The sequence below is a fragment of the Brevibacterium sp. UBA7493 genome (assembly GCF_002479565.1).
Taxonomy (GTDB): Bacteria; Actinomycetota; Actinomycetes; order Actinomycetales; family Brevibacteriaceae; genus Brevibacterium; species Brevibacterium luteolum.
Genome location: NZ_DLOD01000015.1, coordinates 391,001 through 410,791 on the forward strand (window position 1 = coordinate 391,001; position 19,791 = coordinate 410,791).

Sequence of the window (19,791 nt, forward strand, 5' to 3'; positions counted from 1 at the left end):
CCACGGCGGGCGGATCCGCCACAAGGACCGCAAGACGCGCCGCGACATCCCGCTGGACCCGCTGTGGGAGCGCACGCTCGGCATCGCCCAGATCGCCTCGATCGTCTGGACGGTCGCCGCGGTCGCGGTGCTCATCTTCGCGTTCATCGACTCCGTCGGCGCGCAGGCCTTCGAAGGCGACTTCTCCCAGCAGCTCGGCGTCTACATCACCCAGATCCCCTACGGGCAGCTGCGCCTGGCGATCGTGCTCATGGCCGCGACGCTCTCCACGCTCGTCTTCGCCACCCGCTCCTTCATGGGCATCGGGCTCATCACCGTCCTCGGCGTGCTCTCACTCGTGCCGCTGGCCCTCATGGGCCACTCGGCTGAGGCCTACGGGCATATGCAGGCGGTCAACAGCATCGGCCTGCACCTGCTGGCCGTCGTCGCCTGGCTCGGCGGGATCCTCGTCATGGCCGTGCTCGCACCGCTGCTGACGAAGCGCGATGACCTGGCCGTGCTCGTCTCCCGGTTCTCGACGATGGCACTCATCGCCTTTGCCATCATGGTCTACTCCGGGTTCGTCAATGCGCTGCTGCGCGTGCGCACCCTCGACGACTGGCAGACCCCGTACGGGCTCGTCGTCATCGGCAAAGTCGTCCTCACCATCATCCTCGGGGTCATCGGCTACTGGCACCGCACCTTCGTCATCAACCGGCTCAAAAGCGCTGCTGCCGCCCGCAGCGAGTTCTGGCGGCTGCTCGGCATCGAAACGCTCATCTTCGGTGCGGTCATGGCGCTGGGCGTCGTGCTCTCCCGCTCCCAGCCGCCGATCCCCGATGAACCGCCGCCGGCCCCGACCCCGGCGGAGATCCTCACCTCCGAACCGCTGCCGCCGGAGCCGACCTGGCTGTCGTACTTCACCGAATGGCGCGTCGACCCGCTGTGGACGGTCATCACCGTCGGCTTCGTCGTCGGCTACCTGCTGGCCGTGCGCGAGCTGCGCCGGCGCGGCGACACCTGGTCGACCGGGCGGACCATCAGCTGGGTGATCGGCATGGCCGGGCTGTTCTACATCACCTCCGGCGGCCCGATGGTCTACGGCCAGGTGCTGTTCTCCGGGCACATGATCCAGCACATGCTTCTCGTCATGGCGGTGCCCCTGCCGATGGTCCTCGGTGCGCCCATCACCCTGCTCATGCGCGCGACGAAGCCGCGCACCGACGGCTCCCGCGGTCCGCGCGAATGGATCCTGGGCGCCGTGCACTCCCGCTACCTGCGGTTCTGGGCCCACCCGATCGTCGCAGCGGTCAACTTCGCCGGCTCCATGGTGATCTTCTACTACAGCGGCATCATGTACCCGGCCCTGGATACCCACCTCGGCCACGAGCTCATGATGGTCCACTTCCTGGCCGCCGGCTACCTCTTCGCCCAGTCGCTCATCGGCATCGACCCCGGCGTCAACCGGCTGCCCTACCCGATGCGGCTGCTCATGCTGCTGGTGACGATGACCTTCCACGCCTTCTTCGGCGTCTCGATCATCTCCTCCGAGGCGCTCATCGAACCCGACTGGTTCGGCAATATGGGCCACGGCTGGTTCCCGGCGCTGGAGGACCAGGCGCTCGGCGGTGAGATCACCTGGGGCATCGGCGAGTTCCCGACGCTGGCCCTGGCGATCATCGTCGCCGTGCAGTGGTCGCGCTCCTCCGACCGCGAGGCCAAGCGCCGCGACCGCTCCGAGGACCGCAGCGGCGATGCCGAGCTCAAGGCCTACAACGAGATGCTCGCCAACCTGCAGCGCGGCCCGCGCAGCTGAATCGGACGCGCCAGGGCGCTCGCGCGGCCGGCGCGGAGTCGACATGGTGCTTGACCAAATGTGAAGCAGATCTCATGATTGGGTGAGTCTTAACCGCAGTGACGAACAGCCCACGCTGCTGTGGCGCCGTTCCTCCTCACGCAAGGAGCACCATCATGAGTGCAGCACCACCCCAGGACACCCCGAGCGTGCGCCGCAACCTCCAGCGCGTCGTCGCCGCCTCGATGGCCGGCACGATCGTCGAATGGTACGAGTTCTTCCTCTACGCCTCAGCGGCCACCCTGGTCTTCAACGTCATCCTGTTCCCAGCCTCGGACAACCCGCTCGACGCGATCATCGCCGCGTTCGCCACGTATGCGATCGGCTTCATCTTCCGCCCGCTCGGCGGTGTCGTGTTCGGCCACTTCGGCGACAAGTACGGGCGCAAGAAGCTGCTGCAGCTCTCCATCATCCTCGTCGGCGTCTCCACCTTCCTCATGGGCTGCCTGCCGACCTTCGACCAGTGGGGCTACGCGGCCCCGATCATCCTCGTGCTGCTGCGCGCGGCCCAGGGATTCGCCGTCGGCGGCGAATGGGGTGGAGCCGTCCTCCTCGTCGCCGAGCACTCACCGAACCACTCCCGCGGCTTCTGGGCCTCCTGGCCGCAGGCCGCTGTTCCGCTGGGCAACCTGCTGGCCACTGCGGTGCTCTTCGCCCTCTCGACCGCACTCAGCGATGAGGCCTTCATCTCGTGGGGCTGGCGGGTGGCCTTCTGGCTGTCGGCCGTCATCGTCTTCATCGGCTACTACATCCGCACCCGCGTCTCCGACGCCCCGATCTTCGAAGAGGCCCAGCAGGAGGTCCATGAAGAGGACGCCGGCTACGGCGTCATCGAGGTCTTCAAGCGCTACCCGCGCGGCGTCTTCACCGCCATGGGCCTGCGCTTCATCGAGAACGTCATGTACTACGTCGTCGTGACCTTCTCGATCACCTACCTCAGCCAGCAGGTCGGCATCGAACGCGGCGAGATCCTCGGACTGCTGCTCGGCGCCCACGTCATCCACGCGATCATCGTGCCGATGATCGGCCGGCTGTGCGACATCCTCGGCCGCAAGATCCCGTATCTGCTCGGCATCCTGGCCACCGCCACCTGGGGATTCTTCGCGTTCCCGATGTTCGACACCGGAGAGGGGCTGCCGATCTTCATCGCGATCGTCGTCGGGCTCATCTTCCACGGCTTCATGTACGCCGGCCAACCGGCGCTCATGGCCGAGATGTTCCCCACCCGCATGCGCTACTCGGGTGTGTCGCTGGGCTATCAGGTGACCGCGATCGTCGCCGGCTCCTTCGCCCCGATCATCGCCACCGCCCTGCTGCGGGCCTTCGACTCCAGCATCCCGATCTCGATCTACCTCGCCATCGGAGCCGGCATCAGCCTCATCGCCTGGTTCTTCACCCGTGAGACCAACGGCATGGACCTGGCGGAGATCGACCGGATCGACAACGAGCGTCGTGCCACAGAGCGGGCCGCCCGTGCCGGCGCGGCCGGCCGGAAGTAGGCTGAGCGCATGGAACACGATCCGAAGCAGAACCCTCAGCAGGAACTCTCCGGTCGCCGCGCGCTCGTCACCGGCGGCGGCTCGGGCCTCGGCAGGGCGATCGCCGCCCGGTTCGCCCAGATGGGCGCCGAGGTGACCGTCGCCGACGTCTCAGCCGAAGCCGCCGAGTCCGTTGCCGCGGAGATCGGCGGGAAGGCCTGGGTCGTCGACCTGTCCGATACGCAGGCGCTCGACGGACAGCCGATCGACACCGACATCCTCGTCAACAACGCCGGCATCCAGCGCATCCACCCGATCGAGGAGTTCCCGCTCTCCGAATGGCAGCTCATCCAGAAGCTCATGCTCGAATCGCCCTTCGTGCTGACGAAAGCCGTGCTGCCGGGAATGTATGAGCGCGGCTGGGGCCGCATCATCAACATCTCGTCTGTCCACGGGCTGCGCGCCTCCGCATTCAAGAGCGCCTATGTCGCAGCCAAGCACGGCCTCATGGGCCTGACGAAGGCGACCGCGCTGGAGGCCGGCAGACACGGGGTGACCTGCAATGCGATCAATCCCGGCTATGTCATGACCCCGCTGGTCGAACAGCAGATCGCCGATCAGGCCGCCTCGCGCGGGATCTCCGCGGATGCCGTCCTCGACGAGGTGTTCCTCGCCCACTCGGCGCTGCCGCACCTCGCCCAGCCCGAGGACGTCGCCGCGATCGCCGCGCTGCTCGCCGGCGAGGGCGGCAAGGCGATCACCGGAGCCGCACACTCCGTCGACGGCGGCTGGTCCGCGGCCTGACCTGCACGTCCGCACCTGAGACGACACGAGAAGAAGGAGACCTCATGGCGACGATTGGATGGATCGGCCTGGGCAATATGGGCCTGCCGATGACGAAGAACCTCATCACAGCCGGGCACAGCGTGCGCGGATACGACCTGAGCGAAAGTGCCCGCAGTGCGGCCGAAGCCAACGGTGTGACCGCCTGCACCACCATCGCCGAGGCGGTGGCCGGTGCCGATGCCGTGTTCGGCATGCTGCCCAACGGGACGATCTCGAAGGAGGTGTTCTGCGGAGCCGGCGGCGTGCTCGAGTTCGCCGAACCCACCGCACTGCTCATCGACTCCTCGACGATCGACGTCGCCTCGGCCCGGGAGATCCACGAGACGGCCCAGCAGGCCGGCTTCGCTTTCGTCGACGCCCCGGTCTCCGGCGGCATCTCCGGTGCCGCGGCGGCGACACTGACCTTCATGCTCGGCGGCGACCCAGCCGACACCGCCCGGGCGAAAGAGCTCGTCGAGCCGATGGCCGGCAACATCTTCGACTGCGGTGGGCCCGGCAACGGGCAGGCGGCGAAGATCGTCAACAACATGATGCTCACCGTCAGCCTGCAGGGCGCAGCCGAAGGTGCGGTGCTCGCCGACAAGCTCGGCCTCGACGCGCAGACGTTCTGGAACGTCGCCAGTGTCTCCTCCGGGGACTCGTGGCCGCTGCGCACCTGGTACCCGGTGCCCGGCATCGTCGAGACCGCCGCGTCCAACAACGGCTTCGAGGCGACCTTCTCCGCCGCGCTCGCCCACAAGGACGCAGGCCTGGCACAGGCGGCGGCCGCCGATGTCGGCGTCACGCTGCCGGGGGCGAAGGCGGCGTTCGAGAACCTGCAGAAGCTCATGGATGACGGCTACGCCGATATGGACTGCTCGCTCATCATCCGCAACATCGATCCGCAGGCACCCGGCGTCCCGCAGGACGCTGAGGGCTCCCGGAGCTGAGGCGGGCCCGGACAGAGGCGAGCGGAACCGTCCGCGGGGCAGGGGCGATGGCAGAGGGGACCCGGCCGACGAAGCCGGTGCGCAGCGTGCGCATCCGCGTGCTCACCTCGATGCTCATGTTCATGACCGCCGGTCTCGTCATCGCCGGCAGCGTGACGTATGCGATCCAGTTCTCCGTCCTCGAAGACCGCATCGACCAGGAGCTGCTGCAGGAGGTCGAGGAGCTCAAGCAGACGGCCGAACGGCGTCAGGCCGACCTGGGCGGCGTCGACACGCTGGAGGATCTGCTGCGCGCGGCCACCGTATCGGAGGTGCCGAGCCGGCATGAGAGCGTGTTGGCGATCGTCAACGGCAAACCCCGCTTCCGGCCGGTCGAGCAGGACTTCGACATGTCCGATCCGGGCGTGCTGCGCCAGATCGAGGACAGGTTCCGGCCGGGTCGCACGATCTTCACCACCCTGAAAGTCGGTGACAAGCCGGTGCGGGCGGTCATCGCCTCTGTCACGATCGCCGGTGATGACAACGAGGGCATCTACGTCGTCGGCAATGAGATCACCACGCAGCAGCACCAGATCTGGCGGGCGGCCACGACCTACGCCGGTGTGTCGGTGGCGATGCTCGTCGGGGCCGCGCTGGTCGGATACCTCGTGAGCGGGCGGCTGATGCGGCCGCTGGCGGACCTGCGCGAGGCCACCGAGCAGATCACCGTCTACGACCTCGGCCGCCGTGTGCCGGTGCCGCACACTCGTGACGATGTGCGCTCCCTGGCGGACAACTTCAACCGGATGCTCGACCGCATCGATGAGGGCTTCACCGAGCAGAAGCGGTTCATGTCCGATGTCTCCCACGAGCTGCGCACCCCGCTGACGATCATCCGCGGCACCCTGGAGACCACCGACCCGAACGATCCCGAGGATGTGCGGGAGGGCAACGCGATCGCCCTGGACGAACTCGACCGGATGAATGGGCTCGTCGGCGACCTGTCCACCCTGGCGCACTCCTCGCGCCCGGACTTCGTCACCCTGGCACCGGTCGATTTCGGTGCGTTCGGCGGCAAGGCCCTCGCACGGATCGAACACCTCGGCGAACGCAACTGGCAGCTCGACTCGGACGTCAGCATCACGACGCTCTCAGATGAGAACCGCCTCATGCAGGCGATCGTGCAGATGGCGGCCAATGCTGTGCGCTACTCCGAGGACGGCACGACGGTGACGCTGCGGCTGCGCGAGCACAGCGAGCACATCTGCATCAGCATCGCCGATGAGGGCATCGGCATCGCCGCCGAGGATCAGCCGCGCATCTTCGAGCGCTTCAACCGCGCCGCCTCGGCAGCCGGGAAGGCCGGCTCGGGGCTGGGCCTGTCGATCGTGCGGGCGATCGCCGTCGGCCACGGCGGCGATGTCTCCGTGCGCTCGCAGCCTGGGATCGGCTCGACCTTCACCATCGTCATCCCGATCATCGCGCAGCGGCCGGAGGATCCAGCGGCCGCAGAAGCCCGCGCTGATGCCCCGTCCACCCCTGCCACTGAGTCCGGAGACACCCTATGAGGATCCTCATCGCCGAAGACGAGCCGCGCATCTCACGCTTCGTCGCCCGTGGCCTGACGGCCAACGGCTATTCCCCGACCGTTGTCGAAGACGGCATCGCCGCCCTCGACTATGCGACCAGCGGGGAGTTCGACCTGCTCGTCCTCGATGTCGGGCTGCCGCGCATGGACGGTTTCACGGTGCTGCGCACCCTGCGGTCGATGGGCCACGACATCCCGATCGTCGTCGTGACCGCACGCGACTCCCTCGACGACACGCTGCACGGGCTGGAAGGCGGGGCTGATGACTATCTGACCAAACCGTTCCGGTTCGAAGAGCTGCTGGCCCGGATCAGGCTGCGCGCCCGTGAACGCCACAGCGAACCGGCCCCCGAATCCAGCGACACCCTCACGCTGGGTGACTTCGCACTCGACCTGCGCACCCGCATCGCGACCTGCGGCAGCGGGGACGAGCGCACCGAGCTGGAGCTCTCAAGCCGCGAATTCGCGCTGGCGGTGATGTTCCTGGAGCACCCGAACCAGGTGCTCTCCCGCGAACAGCTGCTCACCCATGTGTGGGGCTACGACTATGACGGCGCCTCGAATGTCGTTGACGTCTATCTGCGCTACCTGCGCAAGAAGCTCGGTGCCGAGCGCTTCGTCACCGTCCGGGGCATCGGCTACAAGCTCGTCGACCCGGCTGCCTGATCCGGCAGTGGTGAAACGTCATCGTGCAGATGAGAGAGCTCTCATCTGCGCTTCACACCCGTCTCACATTCTTCGGTCAGACTGTGCGCATGAAACGATTCGGGACGATCGGCATTCTCGCTGCAGCCGGCCTGGCCGCAGCCTCGCTTGCGCTGCTTCCGTCATCAGCAGACATCGACCGTGACCAGCCGGGCATCAGCGTCGGCGAAACCCCTGTAGGCTCTGACCGTCCAGGCCCCGATGCGCCCCCTGAGGCCGCGAACCCCGAAGACGGCGACGCCGAGGCAGAAGGCCCAGCAGCTCTCGATCCAGCCGAGCAGGCCGCCCGCAGGGCAGCGGAGGAGAGCGGCAGTGCAGCCGTTGACGCCAAGCGCGTCCCGGCACCTGCCAGCCGCCCGCGCGGCGGAGCCGACAGCGGCACCGATTCCGGAGGCGGAGGAGGTTCCGGCTCAGGATCCGGCTCCGGTTCCGGCTCCGGCCGTGGGGTGTGCGAGTGGGATGACGACGGCTGGGAGTGCGACGGCGGTGGAGACGACGACGGCGACGACGATTGAGCTGGGCTGAGGGAAGGATCCCGCAGCCCAGCTCCTTTCATCACCGCTCCTCTCATCGCCGCGCGTCTCATCACGACGCGTCTGCCTGCTTGCCGAGCGCTCACCCCGCAGCGGTGAGGTCGACGGTGCGCGCACCCACCGCCTCGGCGACGGCAGGTGAGCCGGCGAAGAGCACCACACCGGGGTAATCAGCGAGCACAGACGTCAGCATGGCCGTCCCGGCTGCGCCGAGATCCCCGTCAAGGCCGTCGATGAGCAGCAGCGGCGGATCGGCATAGACCGCGCGGGCCAGGGCGAGGCGGGCGCGCTCACTGCGGGAGAGCGGCTGGCCGCCGGCACGCAGCATCGTGCGGGCACCCTTCGGCAGTGCATCGACGTCGAGACCGACCCGGTCGAGGGTGGCGGCGTCGAACTGTCCATCCAGATCCGGGCGGCGGTAGTGCAGGGCGCGATCCAGCCGACCGCGTTCGAACACGGTGCCCGCGCGCGCCCAGCCGACCAGCCGGCGGCGCGTGGTCGGGGACAGGGAGAGCAGATTCTGCCCGTCGGCCCAGAACGCATCAGGCTGCGCGGATTCCGCAGCTCTGCCGGCGCTGAGCGTGTGGCCGCTGGAGTCGAGACCGGCGATCCGGCGCATGAGGGCACTGGCCCGGCCGCCGTCGTCAGCGAGCCAGACCACCTCACCGGGGGCGGCGGTGAGCGGCTGCTCCAGCAGGCCCGGTGCGCTCAGCACCACCGAACCGGCAGCGGCGGCTGGCAGCGGGCAGGTGAGCTCGGCACTGGCTGCCCGCCGGGCGGCCGCCTGCTCGCTGCGCTCATCGGCGGCGGAAAGCGCGGGTCCGATGATCCTGCGGGCGGCGAGGAAGGTCTGACGGTACTCGATGATCCGGCCGAGATCGAGGATCGGGCTGGTCGCGATGCCGGTGAGGGCCATCGCCGCCATCACCGTCCCGGGGGAGGCGGCGGTGGCGATGCCGATCGCGGCGACGAGCAGACTGGCGAGCAGGCCGGCGACCGCACCGGCAGCGCGCAGCGCACCGACGGTCTCAGCCCGGGTGACAGCATGCTCGGCCAGCTGTGCGGACTGGCTGGTGATGCGCTTGAGCTCACGGTCGCGCCCGCCGTCGGCGATGATCGTCTCGGCGGCGGTGACCGTCTCAGCGATCCGGGCGGCCAGCCGGCCGCGGGTGCGTCGCAGAGTGCGGGTGCGCTCGAACATCGGCTGCTTGAACCACACGAGCAGCACCCCCAGCACGGCGACCGGGATGATGAATCCGAGTGCCAGCTGCCAGTGCAGGACGAGCAGGATGACGCTGGTCCCCAGAATCAGCGGCACGCCGACGAGGGCAGGTGCGATGCCCTGGGACACCCAGTTCTTCACCGAGGACAGGTCGTTGGTGGTGCGTGCGACCGTCACGCCCAGCGAGGTGCGCTCCCCGGGGCTCAGTGCCGAGCCGAGCAGCCGCAGGCGCAGCTGATGGACATAGTCCTGCCCGAGGCGCTCGGCGACGGTGCGCTCGTGGATCTTCAGTGTCCCGACCCCCAGTGCGGAGAGGACGAGCACGGCCACCGACAAGCCGAAGACGAGCGTGCTGGCAGCACCGGCCGACTGCATCCGGATGAGCGCCCAGGCGCCCAGCCCGCCGAGTGCGGCCTGCCCGAGGCCGATGCCCACCAGCCCGGCCAGCCAGCGGCGGCGAACCCCGGCGGCCAGCCGCGGCAGCATCCCACGGGTGGCCCTGCCAGTGCTGCCGACGCGCGCGCACACCGTATGCACCGCCAGGTGGTAGGGGCCTGGACGCTGCGCTGCAGCAGCGGCCGCAGCGGCGGACGCCTGCGCGCTCATGACCGTCCGGCCGCTGCCTTCGCGGCCGATGCCATGCCGGCACCGTCGAAGACCGACAGCGCGATCTCGGGCAGGCACAGCTCGTAGGTTCCGGTGACCGGCACATCGAGTGCGGTGCGCGCCTCGGCGGCGGCCAGCGGCGAGGCGGTGACGACGCCGGAGACGAGCGCGGGTTCGCGGTCGAGACTGCGCAGCACGCTCACCCCGCCGACTGCGCCGAGGGCGTCCCCGGCAGAGAACACGAGGTGGTCGACGACCCCGGCGAACTCCGCGTCGGCGAGCAGCTGTGCGGTCTCGCCCTGGTAGATGCCGTCGGCGATCTCGACGAGCACCACATCGGCATCGACCGTGCTGCCGGCCGGGCCGCCGGCGAGCTCGTCGACAAGGGTGAGGAACAGGTCGCGGACCTCGGTGAGGCTGAGCTGGAAGGTCGAGCAGTAGCCGAAGTCGGTGAAGTCGAGGACATGCGCCGCCCCGGCATCGGCGAACAGCCGCGCGTCGTTGCCGGCGCCGGTTCCCGTCGCCTTGCCGGCGGCGACCCGCAGGCCGGCTGCGGCCAGGCCGTTGGCCAGGCAGGCCAGCGTCGTCGACTTCCCGGAGTTCATCGAGGTGCCCAGCACTGCGATGACCGGCACGCGGTGCCCGCGCCGCTGCGTCACGGCGGTGATGCCGGTGTCGACGCTGCGGTGGGCGGCACGGGTGAGGGTGATGGCTCCCGACTGGTCGCGCAGCACGCCGATCGGCTGGATCTGCGTGGGGGCGTCGACGCTGGCGTGCTGCTCGATGACGGCAGCGGCCATGCCGCCGGCGGCGGCCAGATGGCAGTCGGAGAGCGCCGGCGGGACGACAGCGTGGAACTGATCGGGTGCATAGCGTGCGCCGTAGGCGACGACGATCTCGTCACCGGGGAACAGCAGAGCCTTGCGGGAGTCCGGGGATTCCAGCCGCTTGTGCTGGCCGATCTCCAGCACCCGGGCGAGGACGACATCGCCGGCCTGCGGTGCGTAGTCGGGGTCGGTGATGAGTTCGACGCCGGTGGAGAGCTCGACGAACTGCTTGGCGAAGCGGGTCGAGTACGCCCACTTGGCGCGCTCGAGGCGCTGCCGGAGCGGCTGGGCCGCCGGGGCGGCAGTGGGAGCGGCGGCGGCAACCGAGCGGTCCGCAGCAGCGCTGGTGGCGGGGGTCTGTGCGGGAGTCACCAGAAGCGACATGATTCTCTTCTCAACATTCTCGTCGTGCTGACGGTGGGGTCGCAGCGCCGTCTGGTCGCTGCATGCAGCAGTCAACCGGCCGGTCATGAGGCGGACGTGAAATGCCGATGAGAGGGCTCTCATCTGGAGGTTTTCGAGGCTGTCGGGCAGTTCGAGAAGCGCGAGATTCCGCGGTTCTCACGGGTTCACGCGAGAATCCTGTGACTCTCAGCACACCACTGCCGCGAGTTGGTGCTCGACTGCCGTCCCGGTCCCGAGGCGGTGGTCGCGTGGGTGGGAGGGGAGCTCGCTCAGGGCGCTGGACGCGCGCCGAAGACGCTCGAGCCGATCCGCACGACTGTCGCGCCCTCTTCGATTGCGAGGGCGAAGTCAGCGCTCATGCCCATCGACAGCTCCGTCGCGTCATGTGCCATGATCCCCTCGTCGATGAGCCGGTCGCGCAGCTGGCGCAGATCGGCGTAGCTGGGGCGGATGACCTCGTCGCTCTCTCCAGGCAGCCCGATCGTCATGAGTCCGCGGATCCGCAGCCGGTCGAAAGGTGCCAGCGATTCGATGAGCTCAGCCGCGGCCTCAGGAGCAGCGCCGAACTTCGAATCCTCACGCGAGGTGTTGACCTGGACGAGGATGTCGATCGAGCGGTCGAGGACCTCCAGGCGGTTGTGCAGCTTCTCAGCCAGCGGCAGGTTGTCGACCGACTCGACACACGTGCACGAGTCGACGCGCAGCGTGTGATTGACTTTGTTGCGCTGCAGTGGCCCGATGAGGTGCGTTTCGTGCTCCAGATCAGCTAAGCCGTCGGCCTTGCCGGTCAGCTCCTGCACGCGGTTCTCGCCGATGAGCGTGAAGCCGTGCTCGATCGCGACCCGGATCTTCTCCACCGGCTGCGTCTTCGTCGCCAGCATGATCCGCACATCGTCAGCGGTGCGGCCGGAGCGCTCTGCCGCCTCGGCGGCCTGACCGGCCACCGCATCGAGACGGTCGCGGATCTTTTGAGCATGTTCGGAGGAGAGGGGCTCGGGGCTCGTCGCGGCTGCATCGTTCATGACTCCATGATGGCACTTCTCCTCTCTTTCGTGGCCGCCGTCTCGGATGCCGCTGACACATATGACAGCCGTACGACAGGCAGGTGAGCCGCGGTGGCACAATGAGGGTATGACTGACGCTCCGCGCCTGCGCGCACCTGAACTCACTGGCCGCCGCTGGATCAACACCGGCGGCGCCGACCTCAGCCTCGCCGACCTGCGCGGCAAGGTCGTGCTGCTGGACTTCTGGACCTTCTGCTGCATCAACTGCCTGCACGTGCTCGACGAGCTGCGCCCGCTCGAGCAGAAATACGCCGATGAGCTCGTCATCATCGGCGTGCACTCCCCGAAGTTCGAGTTCGAGCGCACGGTCGAAGCCGTCGACAAGGCCGTCGAGCGCTACCAGGTCGAGCACATCGTCCTCGACGACCCGGACCTTCAGACCTGGCAGGCGTACTCCGCCCGCGCCTGGCCGACACTCGCCCTCATCGACCCCGAAGGCAACCTGGTGGCCTCGATGTCCGGTGAAGGCCACGCTGCCGGGCTCGCCTCCCTCATCGAAGACCTCATCGCAGAGCATGCGGCCAAAGGCACCCTGCGCCGCGGCAACGACCCCTACGTCCCGCCGGCTCCAGTCGAGACCGACCTGTTCTACCCCGGCAAGCTCATCCGGCTCACCACCGGCGAGCATGCCGGCAACCTGCTCGTCGCCGACTCCGGGCACCACTCACTCGTCGAATTCGACCCGACCGGCAGCACCATCCTGCGCCGCTACGGCTCCGGGGACCGCGGTCGGACTGACGGGCCGGCAGGGGCCGCCGAGCTGAGCGAACCCGGTGGCTTAGCCGAACTCCCGGCCGAGCTGGCAGCTGAGGTCGGCTATCACGTCGTCATCGCCGACACCGTCAACCACCTGCTGCGCGGCCTCAACCTCGACACCGGGCAGATCACCACGGTCGCCGGCACGGGTCAGCAGTACATGGTCGGCGCCGTCGACAATGTCACCGGCACCCACGGAGACACCGGCCGCTACGACGGCCCAGCCGATGCGATCAAGCTCTCCAGCCCCTGGGACGTCCACTACGCCGAGACAACCGGCGAGGTCATCATCGCGATGGCCGGCAATCACACCATCTGGTCGTTCAACCCGCAGACCGGCACAATCCGGCTGCTGTCAGGCACGATGAACGAAGGTCTCGTCGACGGGGACGCCGAAACCGCCTGGTACGCCCAGACCTCCGGCGTGGCAGCCGCTTCGGACGGCCGAGTGTGGCTGGCCGACTCGGAGACCTCGGCACTGCGGCTGCTCGACCCGGCCACAGGTGTTGTCGAGTCGAAGCTCGGGCAGGGCCTGTTCGACTTCGGGTTCCGCGACGGGCCCGCCGCCGAGGCGCGCCTGCAGCATCCGCTCGGTGTCACCGAACTGCCCGACGGGTCCGTGGCGATCGCCGACACCTATAACGGTGCGATCCGCCGCTACGAGCCCCGCACCGATGAGGTCACGACGTTGGCCCGCGGGCTCGACGAACCGTCTGACATCCTCGTCCTGCCCGACAGTGACGGCGAGCAGCCGAGCCTGCTCGTCGCCGAATCGGCAGCCCACCGGCTCACCCGGGTCGCCATCCCGGCTGAGGCACAGCATGTCGACGAGGGCGCCCAGCAGACCTCCCGCCCGGCCACCGAGCTCGGCACCGGCACGCTGACCCTCACCGTCGGGTTCAGCGTTCCTGCCGGGCAGAAGCTCGACGACCGGTTCGGCGACCCGACCCACCTGCAGGTCTCGTCAACTCCGCCAGAGCTCATCACCGCAGGTGCCGGCGGTAGCGAAGGTTTGGAGCGGACGATCGAGATCGCCGATGGTATCGACTCCGGTGTCCTGCACATCACCGCCCGGGCCGCGGCCTGCGACGGCCCCGAGGACGGCGAGATCCCGCTGCATGCGGCCTGCCATCTCTACCAGCAGGACTGGGGCATCCCAGTGACGCTGAGCGCTGAGGGCCCGCATGAGCTGCGCCTCGACCTGCGCGGCACCAGCTGATCAGCAGACACCAGCTGAGAACCGAGCTCCGGTCCGTCACCCGCCGAGCTCGGCTCCGCTGTTGGGCTCAACCCGCACCTCATCACCGGTGACGATCACCTCGGCGCCGAGGGTGAACGGCACCTCCTCACGGAAGTCGAACTCGAACCCGGTGACGCTGTCGCGGTAGGTGCCCGACACCTCGGCGACGGCAGGTGAGCGCACGAGCGAGAGCTGCGAACCGGAGCTGCGCAGGCTCACCTGCGGGTCCTCAAGCATCCGCCAGGACACCTCGCCGATGATCTCGTTCTCCGTCTCATAGCCGAAGGTGCAGCCGGTCGGCATGAGCGTCGTCGCCCTCACACAGCCAGCGAGGTGCTCCTCGATCTGGCGCTTCACCTCGGCGGTCAGCGCCGGGGTGGGAGTCGGCTGCAGGGCCACGCCCATATCGTCGGAGCTGCCGGTGACCATCACCTGCTTGACCTCCGAGGTCAGGTACTCGGCGTTGAAGCCGATGTTGTAACCCATCGGGAAGAGCACCGGCACCGGCCCGTCGCCGGCCGGCACGTCGACCCCGTTGACATCGGCGGTGCCTGAGCCGCTGATCTGCAGGGACAGCTGCGGCCACTCATCGAAGGCGATCGCCCAGCGCTCGAACAGCCCCCAGGTCGCAGGCCCCTGCTGCAGGGTCAGATCGGTGGTGCGGGTGGCCGAGCCGAGGTTGTAGCGCACCCGGACACGGGCGGTGTCGCCGTCGCGTTCGGTGTTGGTGATCTGCACGTGCTCGGGAACAGCCGGAGCGCCGGCGAGCACCTTATCGGTCAGGGCGTTCTGCGGGGTGCGCTCGCTGAGCGGCGGGGCGGAGAGCATACCGAGAGCCGCGGCGGCGTCCCCGTCGGCGAGTGCTGCGAAGTAGGCGTCGACGACCCGGGTGGGGGAGTAGACAGTGAGGTTGAGCAGCGGCACGGCGGCTGCGGTGAGCGCGATGATGAGCAGGCCGGCGATGAGCAGCGCGCGTGCGCGCCCGATCAGTCGCCTCATCGCCTGTTCCCTCCGCTCTGCGCCGCAGGCCCGATGAGCGGGGTGCGGCTACTCCACGTCAACAGGATAGGCGTGCATGCGAGAGGTATCGACCTCGATGTGCACCCGCGCGCCGACCCGCACGTTCGCCAGCGTCTCGGCGACAGTGGCCCCGAGCCCGGGGTGCAGGACACCCCACGGTGAGGCTTCCGTGCCCGAGGCGGTGGGCGCCTCGGCATCGGAATTCGGGGCGGATTCGGGGTTGGGGTTGCGGTGGCCCGGATCCCCCGGCGGTGAACGGAAATCGAGCACATCGGCTGTCATCGCCAGGCCCACCTCGGTGTCAGAGGGGGAGACGACGATCTGCAGGCGAGAACCGCGATCGCGGATGCCGACGATGAGCGCTTCGAAGACGGTCTCGGCGGTGAAGACGGGATCGAACTCGTCGAATGACATCGTCGTCGCATCGGTCGGGATGGTGACGAAGACCTTGCCGTCGAGTTCGGTGCGGGCTCGCACCTGTGAGTGCCCGATCGAGAGCCAGCCGCGGCGGGCCAGCCCGGAGAAGACGTTGACCCCGGCGAACGATGCCGCCAGGTTGCTGCGCGGGCTGCGCAGCATGGCCGCCAGTTCACCGGAATCGGCGACCTGGCCCTTCTCGACGACGACCGTCGTTCCCCCGGTGGTCGCGGCGTCGAGGAGGTCGTTGCTGGCCAGGATGAGCCCGAGCCCGAACTCTTCGCACACCCCGAGCAGTCTTCCTCGTACACCTGCTCGAAGGTCGCCGGGCAGGCCGGCGAAGGGGTTGTCCAGGATGGGCCATTGTGCGCCGCTGACGAGCGCTGCCGCCAGATGCAGGCGCACGCGGGTGTCGGGGCCGAGATCACCCAGGCGGGTGCGGTGCAGCCGGTCATAGGAGAGCCCGAAGGCATCCAAGGCATGATCCGGATCGACCGGTTCGGGGCCACCCCGCTGGGGTGTTCCCGAACCGGCGATCCGGCGGAGGTATGCGGTCACGCTGAGCCTGGGTGCCCCGTCAGGCGCCGGCACCACAGCGGTGCCGGGCAGCGCAGCCGCCCTCTCAAGCACATGGGAGACGTCGTCCCGGTCGCCCATGACGACCAGGCGGTCCCCGCGGTCAAGCGGAGCGGAGACGAGCGGTCGCCCGGACACCTCGACTGTGTGGACAGCGAGGTGACCGGGGTCGCGCATCGTCACAGCAGCCTGCCTTCTGAACTCTCAGCTCAGATGTCGGCAGGTCCATTGCCACCGGCGGTGCGGCGGCGGGTGATGACGACAGCGGCTGCGCCGATGACGAGCAGGCCTGCGCCCATTGCCAGTCCGGTCAGCTCAGCACCGGTGCGCGGCAGGTCCGTGCCACCGGAGGTGTCCTTCTTCGTGTCACCGGTCGTCTCATCGCCGACCGACGAGCCGTTGGTGATGACGGTGAAGCTGCCGTGCAGCGCCTGGTCACCGTCGGCTGCGGCGTCGGACGGGTGGACGGTGACGTTGTACTGGCCGAGCACCGGGGTGGTCACGGCACGCACCCGGAAGGCAGCCACGCCGTTGTCATCGGCGGTGACCTCCGTGGTGTACTGCTTGACTTTGCCCTGGGCGTGGTTGACGACCATGGTGACCTTCTGGCCGGGCTCGAAGTTCTCACCGATGATTTTGACGCCGTCCTTGCCGAAGTCGGCAGAGGCGATCTCCAGCGGGTCGATTGTGAGTTTCGGTTCAGCCTTCTTGTCATCCGATTCCGTCGGCTGGCCGGTGGGCACCGGCGACTTGCTCGGGGTCTGCGACGGAGTCTCGGACGGGGTGGCCGAAGGCTCACCGGCCGGGGTCTCCGACGGGGTTTCGGTCGGCTCACCGGACGGAGTCTCGGTCGGCGTAGCCGACGGGGTGGCGGACGGAGTCTCCGACGGAGTGGCGCTCGGCGTCTCTGATGGGGTTTCCGACGGGGTCGGGGTTGACGTCTGCGACGGGGTCGGAGACGGCGCCGCGGTGACGTTGAAGGTGGCGGTCGCCTTCTTATCGGTACCTTCGGCACCTACCTTGACGGTGTAGGTGCCCGGCTTGACGGCGATTTCGAGGGGAGCCTCAGCCTCGTCCTCCCTGGGCGTCTCCGTCTGGGCGTCGCTTTCGCCGGCCGCAGCCGTGGCCGGGCCGTGGGTGGTCGGCACGCCCTTGACGGTGAAGGTGAGCTTGCCGTCCTTGTCGGTGGTGACGTTCGCGTTGACCGTCTGGGGCTCTTCACCCTGCTCGGCCGGGGCCTCGACGGTGACGTTCGTCTTCAGCTCGGGAGAGAACCCCTCGCCCGTAAAAGCGAGTCCGTCGGAGGCGAACGCCTTCTCGTTGACGTCGGCAGCGCCGGCCTTGAGCTCACCGATCTTGACCTCAGGTGCCGCCGGAGTATCCGACGGGGTCTGGGTCGGCGTCTCGGTGGCGGTAGCCGTCGGCGTCGGAGCCGGCGCGTCGGAATCGGAGACGACCTTGAAGGACACCTCGGTCGACTCGACCTTCGAGTCGTTGCCGACGAGCTTGAGCTTGTACTCACCGAGCGGCACCTTGGCGTCACCGGTGGTGGTGAAGTAGTACGAGCCGTTGACTTCACCCTTGTCGTTGACGGTCAGCTTCTTCTCGGCCTTGTACTCGGTTCCGTCGGTTCCGGTGACGGTGACGCTCGCGGTCTTGTCACCGTCGAACCCGCTTCCGGAGAACTTGATGCCCTTGTCCTCGTCGGTGATGTCGGACTGCGTGACAGTCTCGGATTCGACAGTGGCTTCGGGTTTCTTCGTGTCGCCCTGCGCGGGCGGGCTATCGGGCGCAGTGCTGGTGGACGCGACGGCTGGTACGGCAAACATGCCGGAAACCGCTACGGCGACTGCGGGGGCAAGCACAAGACTCTTGGAAGTCTTCACAGTTCGGCCTTTCGGTTGTGGAGGCTACGTCCACGCAGAAGGCGACGAAGTGCGTCCAGGGATGACCCTGGCATTCCCGGCTTCCTTTGGTCACAAAGGGGGAAGGCACCATCGGCGCGGGCGTAATGTCACAACCCACTGTAGAGCATCTGTCCAGCTCTCGGTGAGTTTTCTGTGAACCAGCCCGCTGGAAAGTGACGAAATCGTTGCCAAATCGCGATAGATTGGCAGGGTGACTCTGCTATCTGATCGTGACATCCGCGCCGAGATCGACGCCGGGAACGTGCGTCTGGACCCCTACGACCCGGAGATGATCCAGCCGGCGAGCATCGACGTGTGCCTCGACCGCTACTTCCGGCTCTTCGACAACCACAAGTACTCCGTCATCGATCCCTCCCAGGAGCAGCCGGAGCTCACCCGCTTCGTCGAAGTCGACCCCGAAGGCCCCTTCGTCCTGCATCCCGGGGAGTTCGTCCTCGCCTCGACGCTCGAGCTCATCTCGTTGCCGGACAATATTGCCGCCCGGCTCGAAGGCAAGTCCTCCCTCGGCCGCCTCGGCCTGCTGACCCACTCGACTGCTGGATTCATCGACCCCGGCTTCTCCGGTCACGTCACTTTGGAGCTGTCGAACGTCGCGACCCTGCCGATCACTCTGTGGCCGGGCATGAAGATCGGCCAGATGTGCTTCTTCGCCCTGTCCTCCCCAGCCGAGCACCCCTACGGCTCGGATGCCGCCCGCAAGAACCGCTACCAGGGTCAGCGCGGGCCCACCGCCTCGCGCGCGTTCATGAACTTCCACCGCGCGCCCATGACCGGCAACGGCCCAGACGACTGACACCACCGCCATGAGCGCACCAGCCACTCCCGACCCGCGCAGCCCCGAAGTCCTCGCCGGTGAGCACCTGCTCATCGTCGACGCCGGCCTGGAGGCCAGCGACGTCATCGCGCTGCTGTCGAACCTCTACCCGCGGCTGCCCGAACCCGAGGCGGTGGCACCGGCGACCAGCACCGCACCTGAGGTGCTGCGCTGGCGGATGACCCGCCACTCGGCCCTCAAAGGCCCGATCTACCTGCCGGCCGAGGCCCGCACCCGGCTGGGACTGCCCGACTGGGCCGATGTCGTCTTCGCCCTGTCCTGCCCCCGCGACCGCGAGGACGCCCCACCCCCGGAGTGGTACTCCGATGCCGACGGCCTCGAACGCCACTTCCCCGACGGCCTGCCCGAACGCGAAGAGGGCCGGTCACTGGCCGCGCTCATCGCCCTCGCCCGCCGCCTCCACGTCGCCGTGAGGCTCGCAGACGAGAACGGGCGCACCAACCGGATCATCACCCCGGATCCCGAATCCCACATCGACATCTTCGTCTACTCGCCCTACTGGCTGGCCCCTGACGTGCTGCTGGCCCGGCTGCGCGAACTCGAACCGAGCGCCGACCTGCCCGGCCCGCTGACCCCGGAGCAGGAGGCCCGGGTCAGTGAGCTCATCGGCGCCGGCATCGTCGACCCCGACGAACCCGTCGTGCTCGATGGCTATGAGGTCACCGTCAGCCTCGATGAGCTGGGCCCGGCCGCCGGCAGCATCGCGGTGCGCGTCAGCGTCGAGACCGCTCTGCCGCGCATCGTCACCGAACACCTCGGCGAGACCGCCGTGTGCTACCACCTGACCTGGATCGACACCGACGACCGCCGCTACGACCGGCAGCCCGGCGCATGGCTGTCGAACCTGCGCCGCACCGCCGCCGTGAGGCTCGAGGAGATGGCCGCCTCCGTCATCTCCGGGGCTGCCGGCATCGCCGTCGACGAAAGCGGTTTCCTCGTCACCGAGAACCAGCTGCGCGGCTGACAGGAGGATCTGACGTCGATGCTGACCAGCATTGATCCC

Annotated in this window: 16 protein-coding genes; 10 read left to right on the plus strand and 6 right to left on the minus strand. The window is 68.4% G+C overall.

What is annotated here, in order from left to right:
• The 7 genes from B4E96_RS10665 to B4E96_RS10695 all read left to right on the plus strand — a co-directional run.
• Positions 1-1,795, plus strand: a 1,795-nt coding sequence (locus B4E96_RS10665) for a cytochrome c oxidase assembly protein (RefSeq protein ID WP_286957506.1), incomplete at its 5' end; no start/stop codon positions are given.
• Between the two features lie 155 nt (positions 1,796-1,950).
• Positions 1,951-3,333, plus strand: a complete 1,383-nt coding sequence (locus B4E96_RS10670; RefSeq protein ID WP_102162440.1) for an MFS transporter — start codon at positions 1,951-1,953, stop codon at positions 3,331-3,333.
• A 9-nt stretch (positions 3,334-3,342) separates the two neighbouring features.
• The gene (locus tag B4E96_RS10675) at positions 3,343-4,116 is read left to right on the plus strand and encodes a 3-hydroxybutyrate dehydrogenase (RefSeq protein WP_286957508.1); all 774 of its coding nucleotides are present in this window, start codon (positions 3,343-3,345) and stop codon (positions 4,114-4,116) included.
• 44 nt (positions 4,117-4,160) lie between these two features.
• Positions 4,161-5,087: a 3-hydroxyisobutyrate dehydrogenase gene (gene mmsB / locus B4E96_RS10680; RefSeq protein WP_259854792.1), complete on the plus strand. Its 927-nt coding sequence runs from the start codon at positions 4,161-4,163 to the stop codon at positions 5,085-5,087.
• Between the two features lie 47 nt (positions 5,088-5,134).
• Entirely contained in the window at positions 5,135-6,634 is a 1,500-nt protein-coding gene (locus B4E96_RS10685) for a sensor histidine kinase (RefSeq protein WP_286957509.1), read from the plus strand.
• On the plus strand, positions 6,631-7,320 hold the full coding sequence (locus tag B4E96_RS10690; RefSeq protein WP_259854788.1) for a response regulator transcription factor: 690 nt from the start codon (positions 6,631-6,633) through the stop codon (positions 7,318-7,320). The genes B4E96_RS10685 and B4E96_RS10690 overlap by 4 nt, the downstream gene beginning before the upstream one ends.
• Positions 7,321-7,409: 89 nt before the next feature.
• Positions 7,410-7,874, plus strand: a complete 465-nt coding sequence (locus B4E96_RS10695) for a hypothetical protein (RefSeq protein ID WP_286957510.1) — start codon at positions 7,410-7,412, stop codon at positions 7,872-7,874.
• Positions 7,875-7,974: 100 nt separating this feature from the next.
• Here B4E96_RS10695 and B4E96_RS10700 read toward each other — a convergent pair whose 3' ends face one another.
• The 3 genes from B4E96_RS10700 to B4E96_RS10710 all read right to left on the minus strand — a co-directional run bounded on the left by B4E96_RS10700 (position 7,975) and on the right by B4E96_RS10710 (position 11,974).
• On the minus strand, positions 7,975-9,720 hold the full coding sequence (locus B4E96_RS10700) for an ABC transporter transmembrane domain-containing protein (protein WP_259877791.1): 1,746 nt from the start codon (positions 9,718-9,720) through the stop codon (positions 7,975-7,977).
• The gene (locus tag B4E96_RS10705; protein WP_286957511.1) at positions 9,717-10,919 is read right to left on the minus strand and encodes a DUF1611 domain-containing protein; all 1,203 of its coding nucleotides are present in this window, start codon (positions 10,917-10,919) and stop codon (positions 9,717-9,719) included. Before B4E96_RS10705 ends, B4E96_RS10700 begins: the two co-directional genes overlap by 4 nt.
• A 302-nt stretch (positions 10,920-11,221) precedes the next feature.
• Positions 11,222-11,974 (minus strand): YggS family pyridoxal phosphate-dependent enzyme, encoded by a 753-nt coding sequence (locus B4E96_RS10710; protein ID WP_286957512.1) that lies wholly within the window; start codon positions 11,972-11,974, stop codon positions 11,222-11,224.
• 109 nt (positions 11,975-12,083) lie between these two features.
• On the opposite strand from B4E96_RS10710, the gene B4E96_RS10715 reads away from it, so the two are divergent.
• On the plus strand, positions 12,084-13,991 hold the full coding sequence (locus tag B4E96_RS10715; RefSeq protein ID WP_286957513.1) for an NHL domain-containing thioredoxin family protein: 1,908 nt from the start codon (positions 12,084-12,086) through the stop codon (positions 13,989-13,991).
• A gap of 36 nt (positions 13,992-14,027) precedes the next feature.
• Here the strand turns inward: B4E96_RS10715 and B4E96_RS10720 are convergent, their stop codons facing one another.
• From B4E96_RS10720 to B4E96_RS10730, 3 genes are read right to left on the minus strand one after another with little or no spacing between them, the layout of a single operon-like run.
• Positions 14,028-15,011, minus strand: a complete 984-nt coding sequence (locus tag B4E96_RS10720; protein WP_286957515.1) for a hypothetical protein — start codon at positions 15,009-15,011, stop codon at positions 14,028-14,030.
• Positions 15,012-15,059: 48 nt separating this feature from the next.
• A complete protein-coding gene (locus B4E96_RS10725; protein ID WP_286957516.1) occupies positions 15,060-16,208 on the minus strand; it encodes an ABC transporter in 1,149 nt (382 codons plus the stop codon).
• A gap of 26 nt (positions 16,209-16,234) precedes the next feature.
• Complete coding sequence (locus B4E96_RS10730) at positions 16,235-17,854, minus strand: LPXTG cell wall anchor domain-containing protein (protein WP_286957517.1); 1,620 nt, start codon at positions 17,852-17,854, stop codon at positions 16,235-16,237.
• 289 nt (positions 17,855-18,143) lie between these two features.
• Between B4E96_RS10730 and dcd the strand changes: the two genes are divergently transcribed.
• Together dcd and B4E96_RS10740 are read left to right on the plus strand one after the other, a co-directional pair.
• A complete protein-coding gene (gene dcd, locus B4E96_RS10735; RefSeq protein ID WP_165883951.1) occupies positions 18,144-18,746 on the plus strand; it encodes a dCTP deaminase in 603 nt (200 codons plus the stop codon).
• A gap of 10 nt (positions 18,747-18,756) precedes the next feature.
• Complete coding sequence (locus tag B4E96_RS10740) at positions 18,757-19,752, plus strand: hypothetical protein (protein ID WP_286957518.1); 996 nt, start codon at positions 18,757-18,759, stop codon at positions 19,750-19,752.
• Positions 19,753-19,791: the final 39 nt, after the last annotated feature.

Bases quoted from the DNA above. Each gene is read 5' to 3' on its own strand.
- B4E96_RS10670 (WP_102162440.1), top strand. From the start codon at position 1,951: ATGAGTGCAGCACCACCCCAGGACACCCCGAGCGTGCGCCGCAACCTC.
- B4E96_RS10675 (WP_286957508.1), top strand. From the start codon at position 3,343: ATGGAACACGATCCGAAGCAGAACCCTCAGCAGGAACTCTCCGGTCGC.
- mmsB (WP_259854792.1), top strand. From the start codon at position 4,161: ATGGCGACGATTGGATGGATCGGCCTGGGCAATATGGGCCTGCCGATG.
- B4E96_RS10685 (WP_286957509.1), top strand. From the start codon at position 5,135: ATGGCAGAGGGGACCCGGCCGACGAAGCCGGTGCGCAGCGTGCGCATC.
- B4E96_RS10690 (WP_259854788.1), top strand. From the start codon at position 6,631: ATGAGGATCCTCATCGCCGAAGACGAGCCGCGCATCTCACGCTTCGTC.
- B4E96_RS10695 (WP_286957510.1), top strand. From the start codon at position 7,410: ATGAAACGATTCGGGACGATCGGCATTCTCGCTGCAGCCGGCCTGGCC.
- B4E96_RS10700 (WP_259877791.1), bottom strand. From the start codon at position 9,720: ATGAGCGCGCAGGCGTCCGCCGCTGCGGCCGCTGCTGCAGCGCAGCGT.
- B4E96_RS10710 (WP_286957512.1), bottom strand. From the start codon at position 11,974: ATGAACGATGCAGCCGCGACGAGCCCCGAGCCCCTCTCCTCCGAACAT.
- B4E96_RS10715 (WP_286957513.1), top strand. From the start codon at position 12,084: ATGACTGACGCTCCGCGCCTGCGCGCACCTGAACTCACTGGCCGCCGC.
- B4E96_RS10720 (WP_286957515.1), bottom strand. From the start codon at position 15,011: ATGAGGCGACTGATCGGGCGCGCACGCGCGCTGCTCATCGCCGGCCTG.
- B4E96_RS10730 (WP_286957517.1), bottom strand. From the start codon at position 17,854: ATGTTTGCCGTACCAGCCGTCGCGTCCACCAGCACTGCGCCCGATAGC.
- B4E96_RS10740 (WP_286957518.1), top strand. From the start codon at position 18,757: ATGAGCGCACCAGCCACTCCCGACCCGCGCAGCCCCGAAGTCCTCGCC.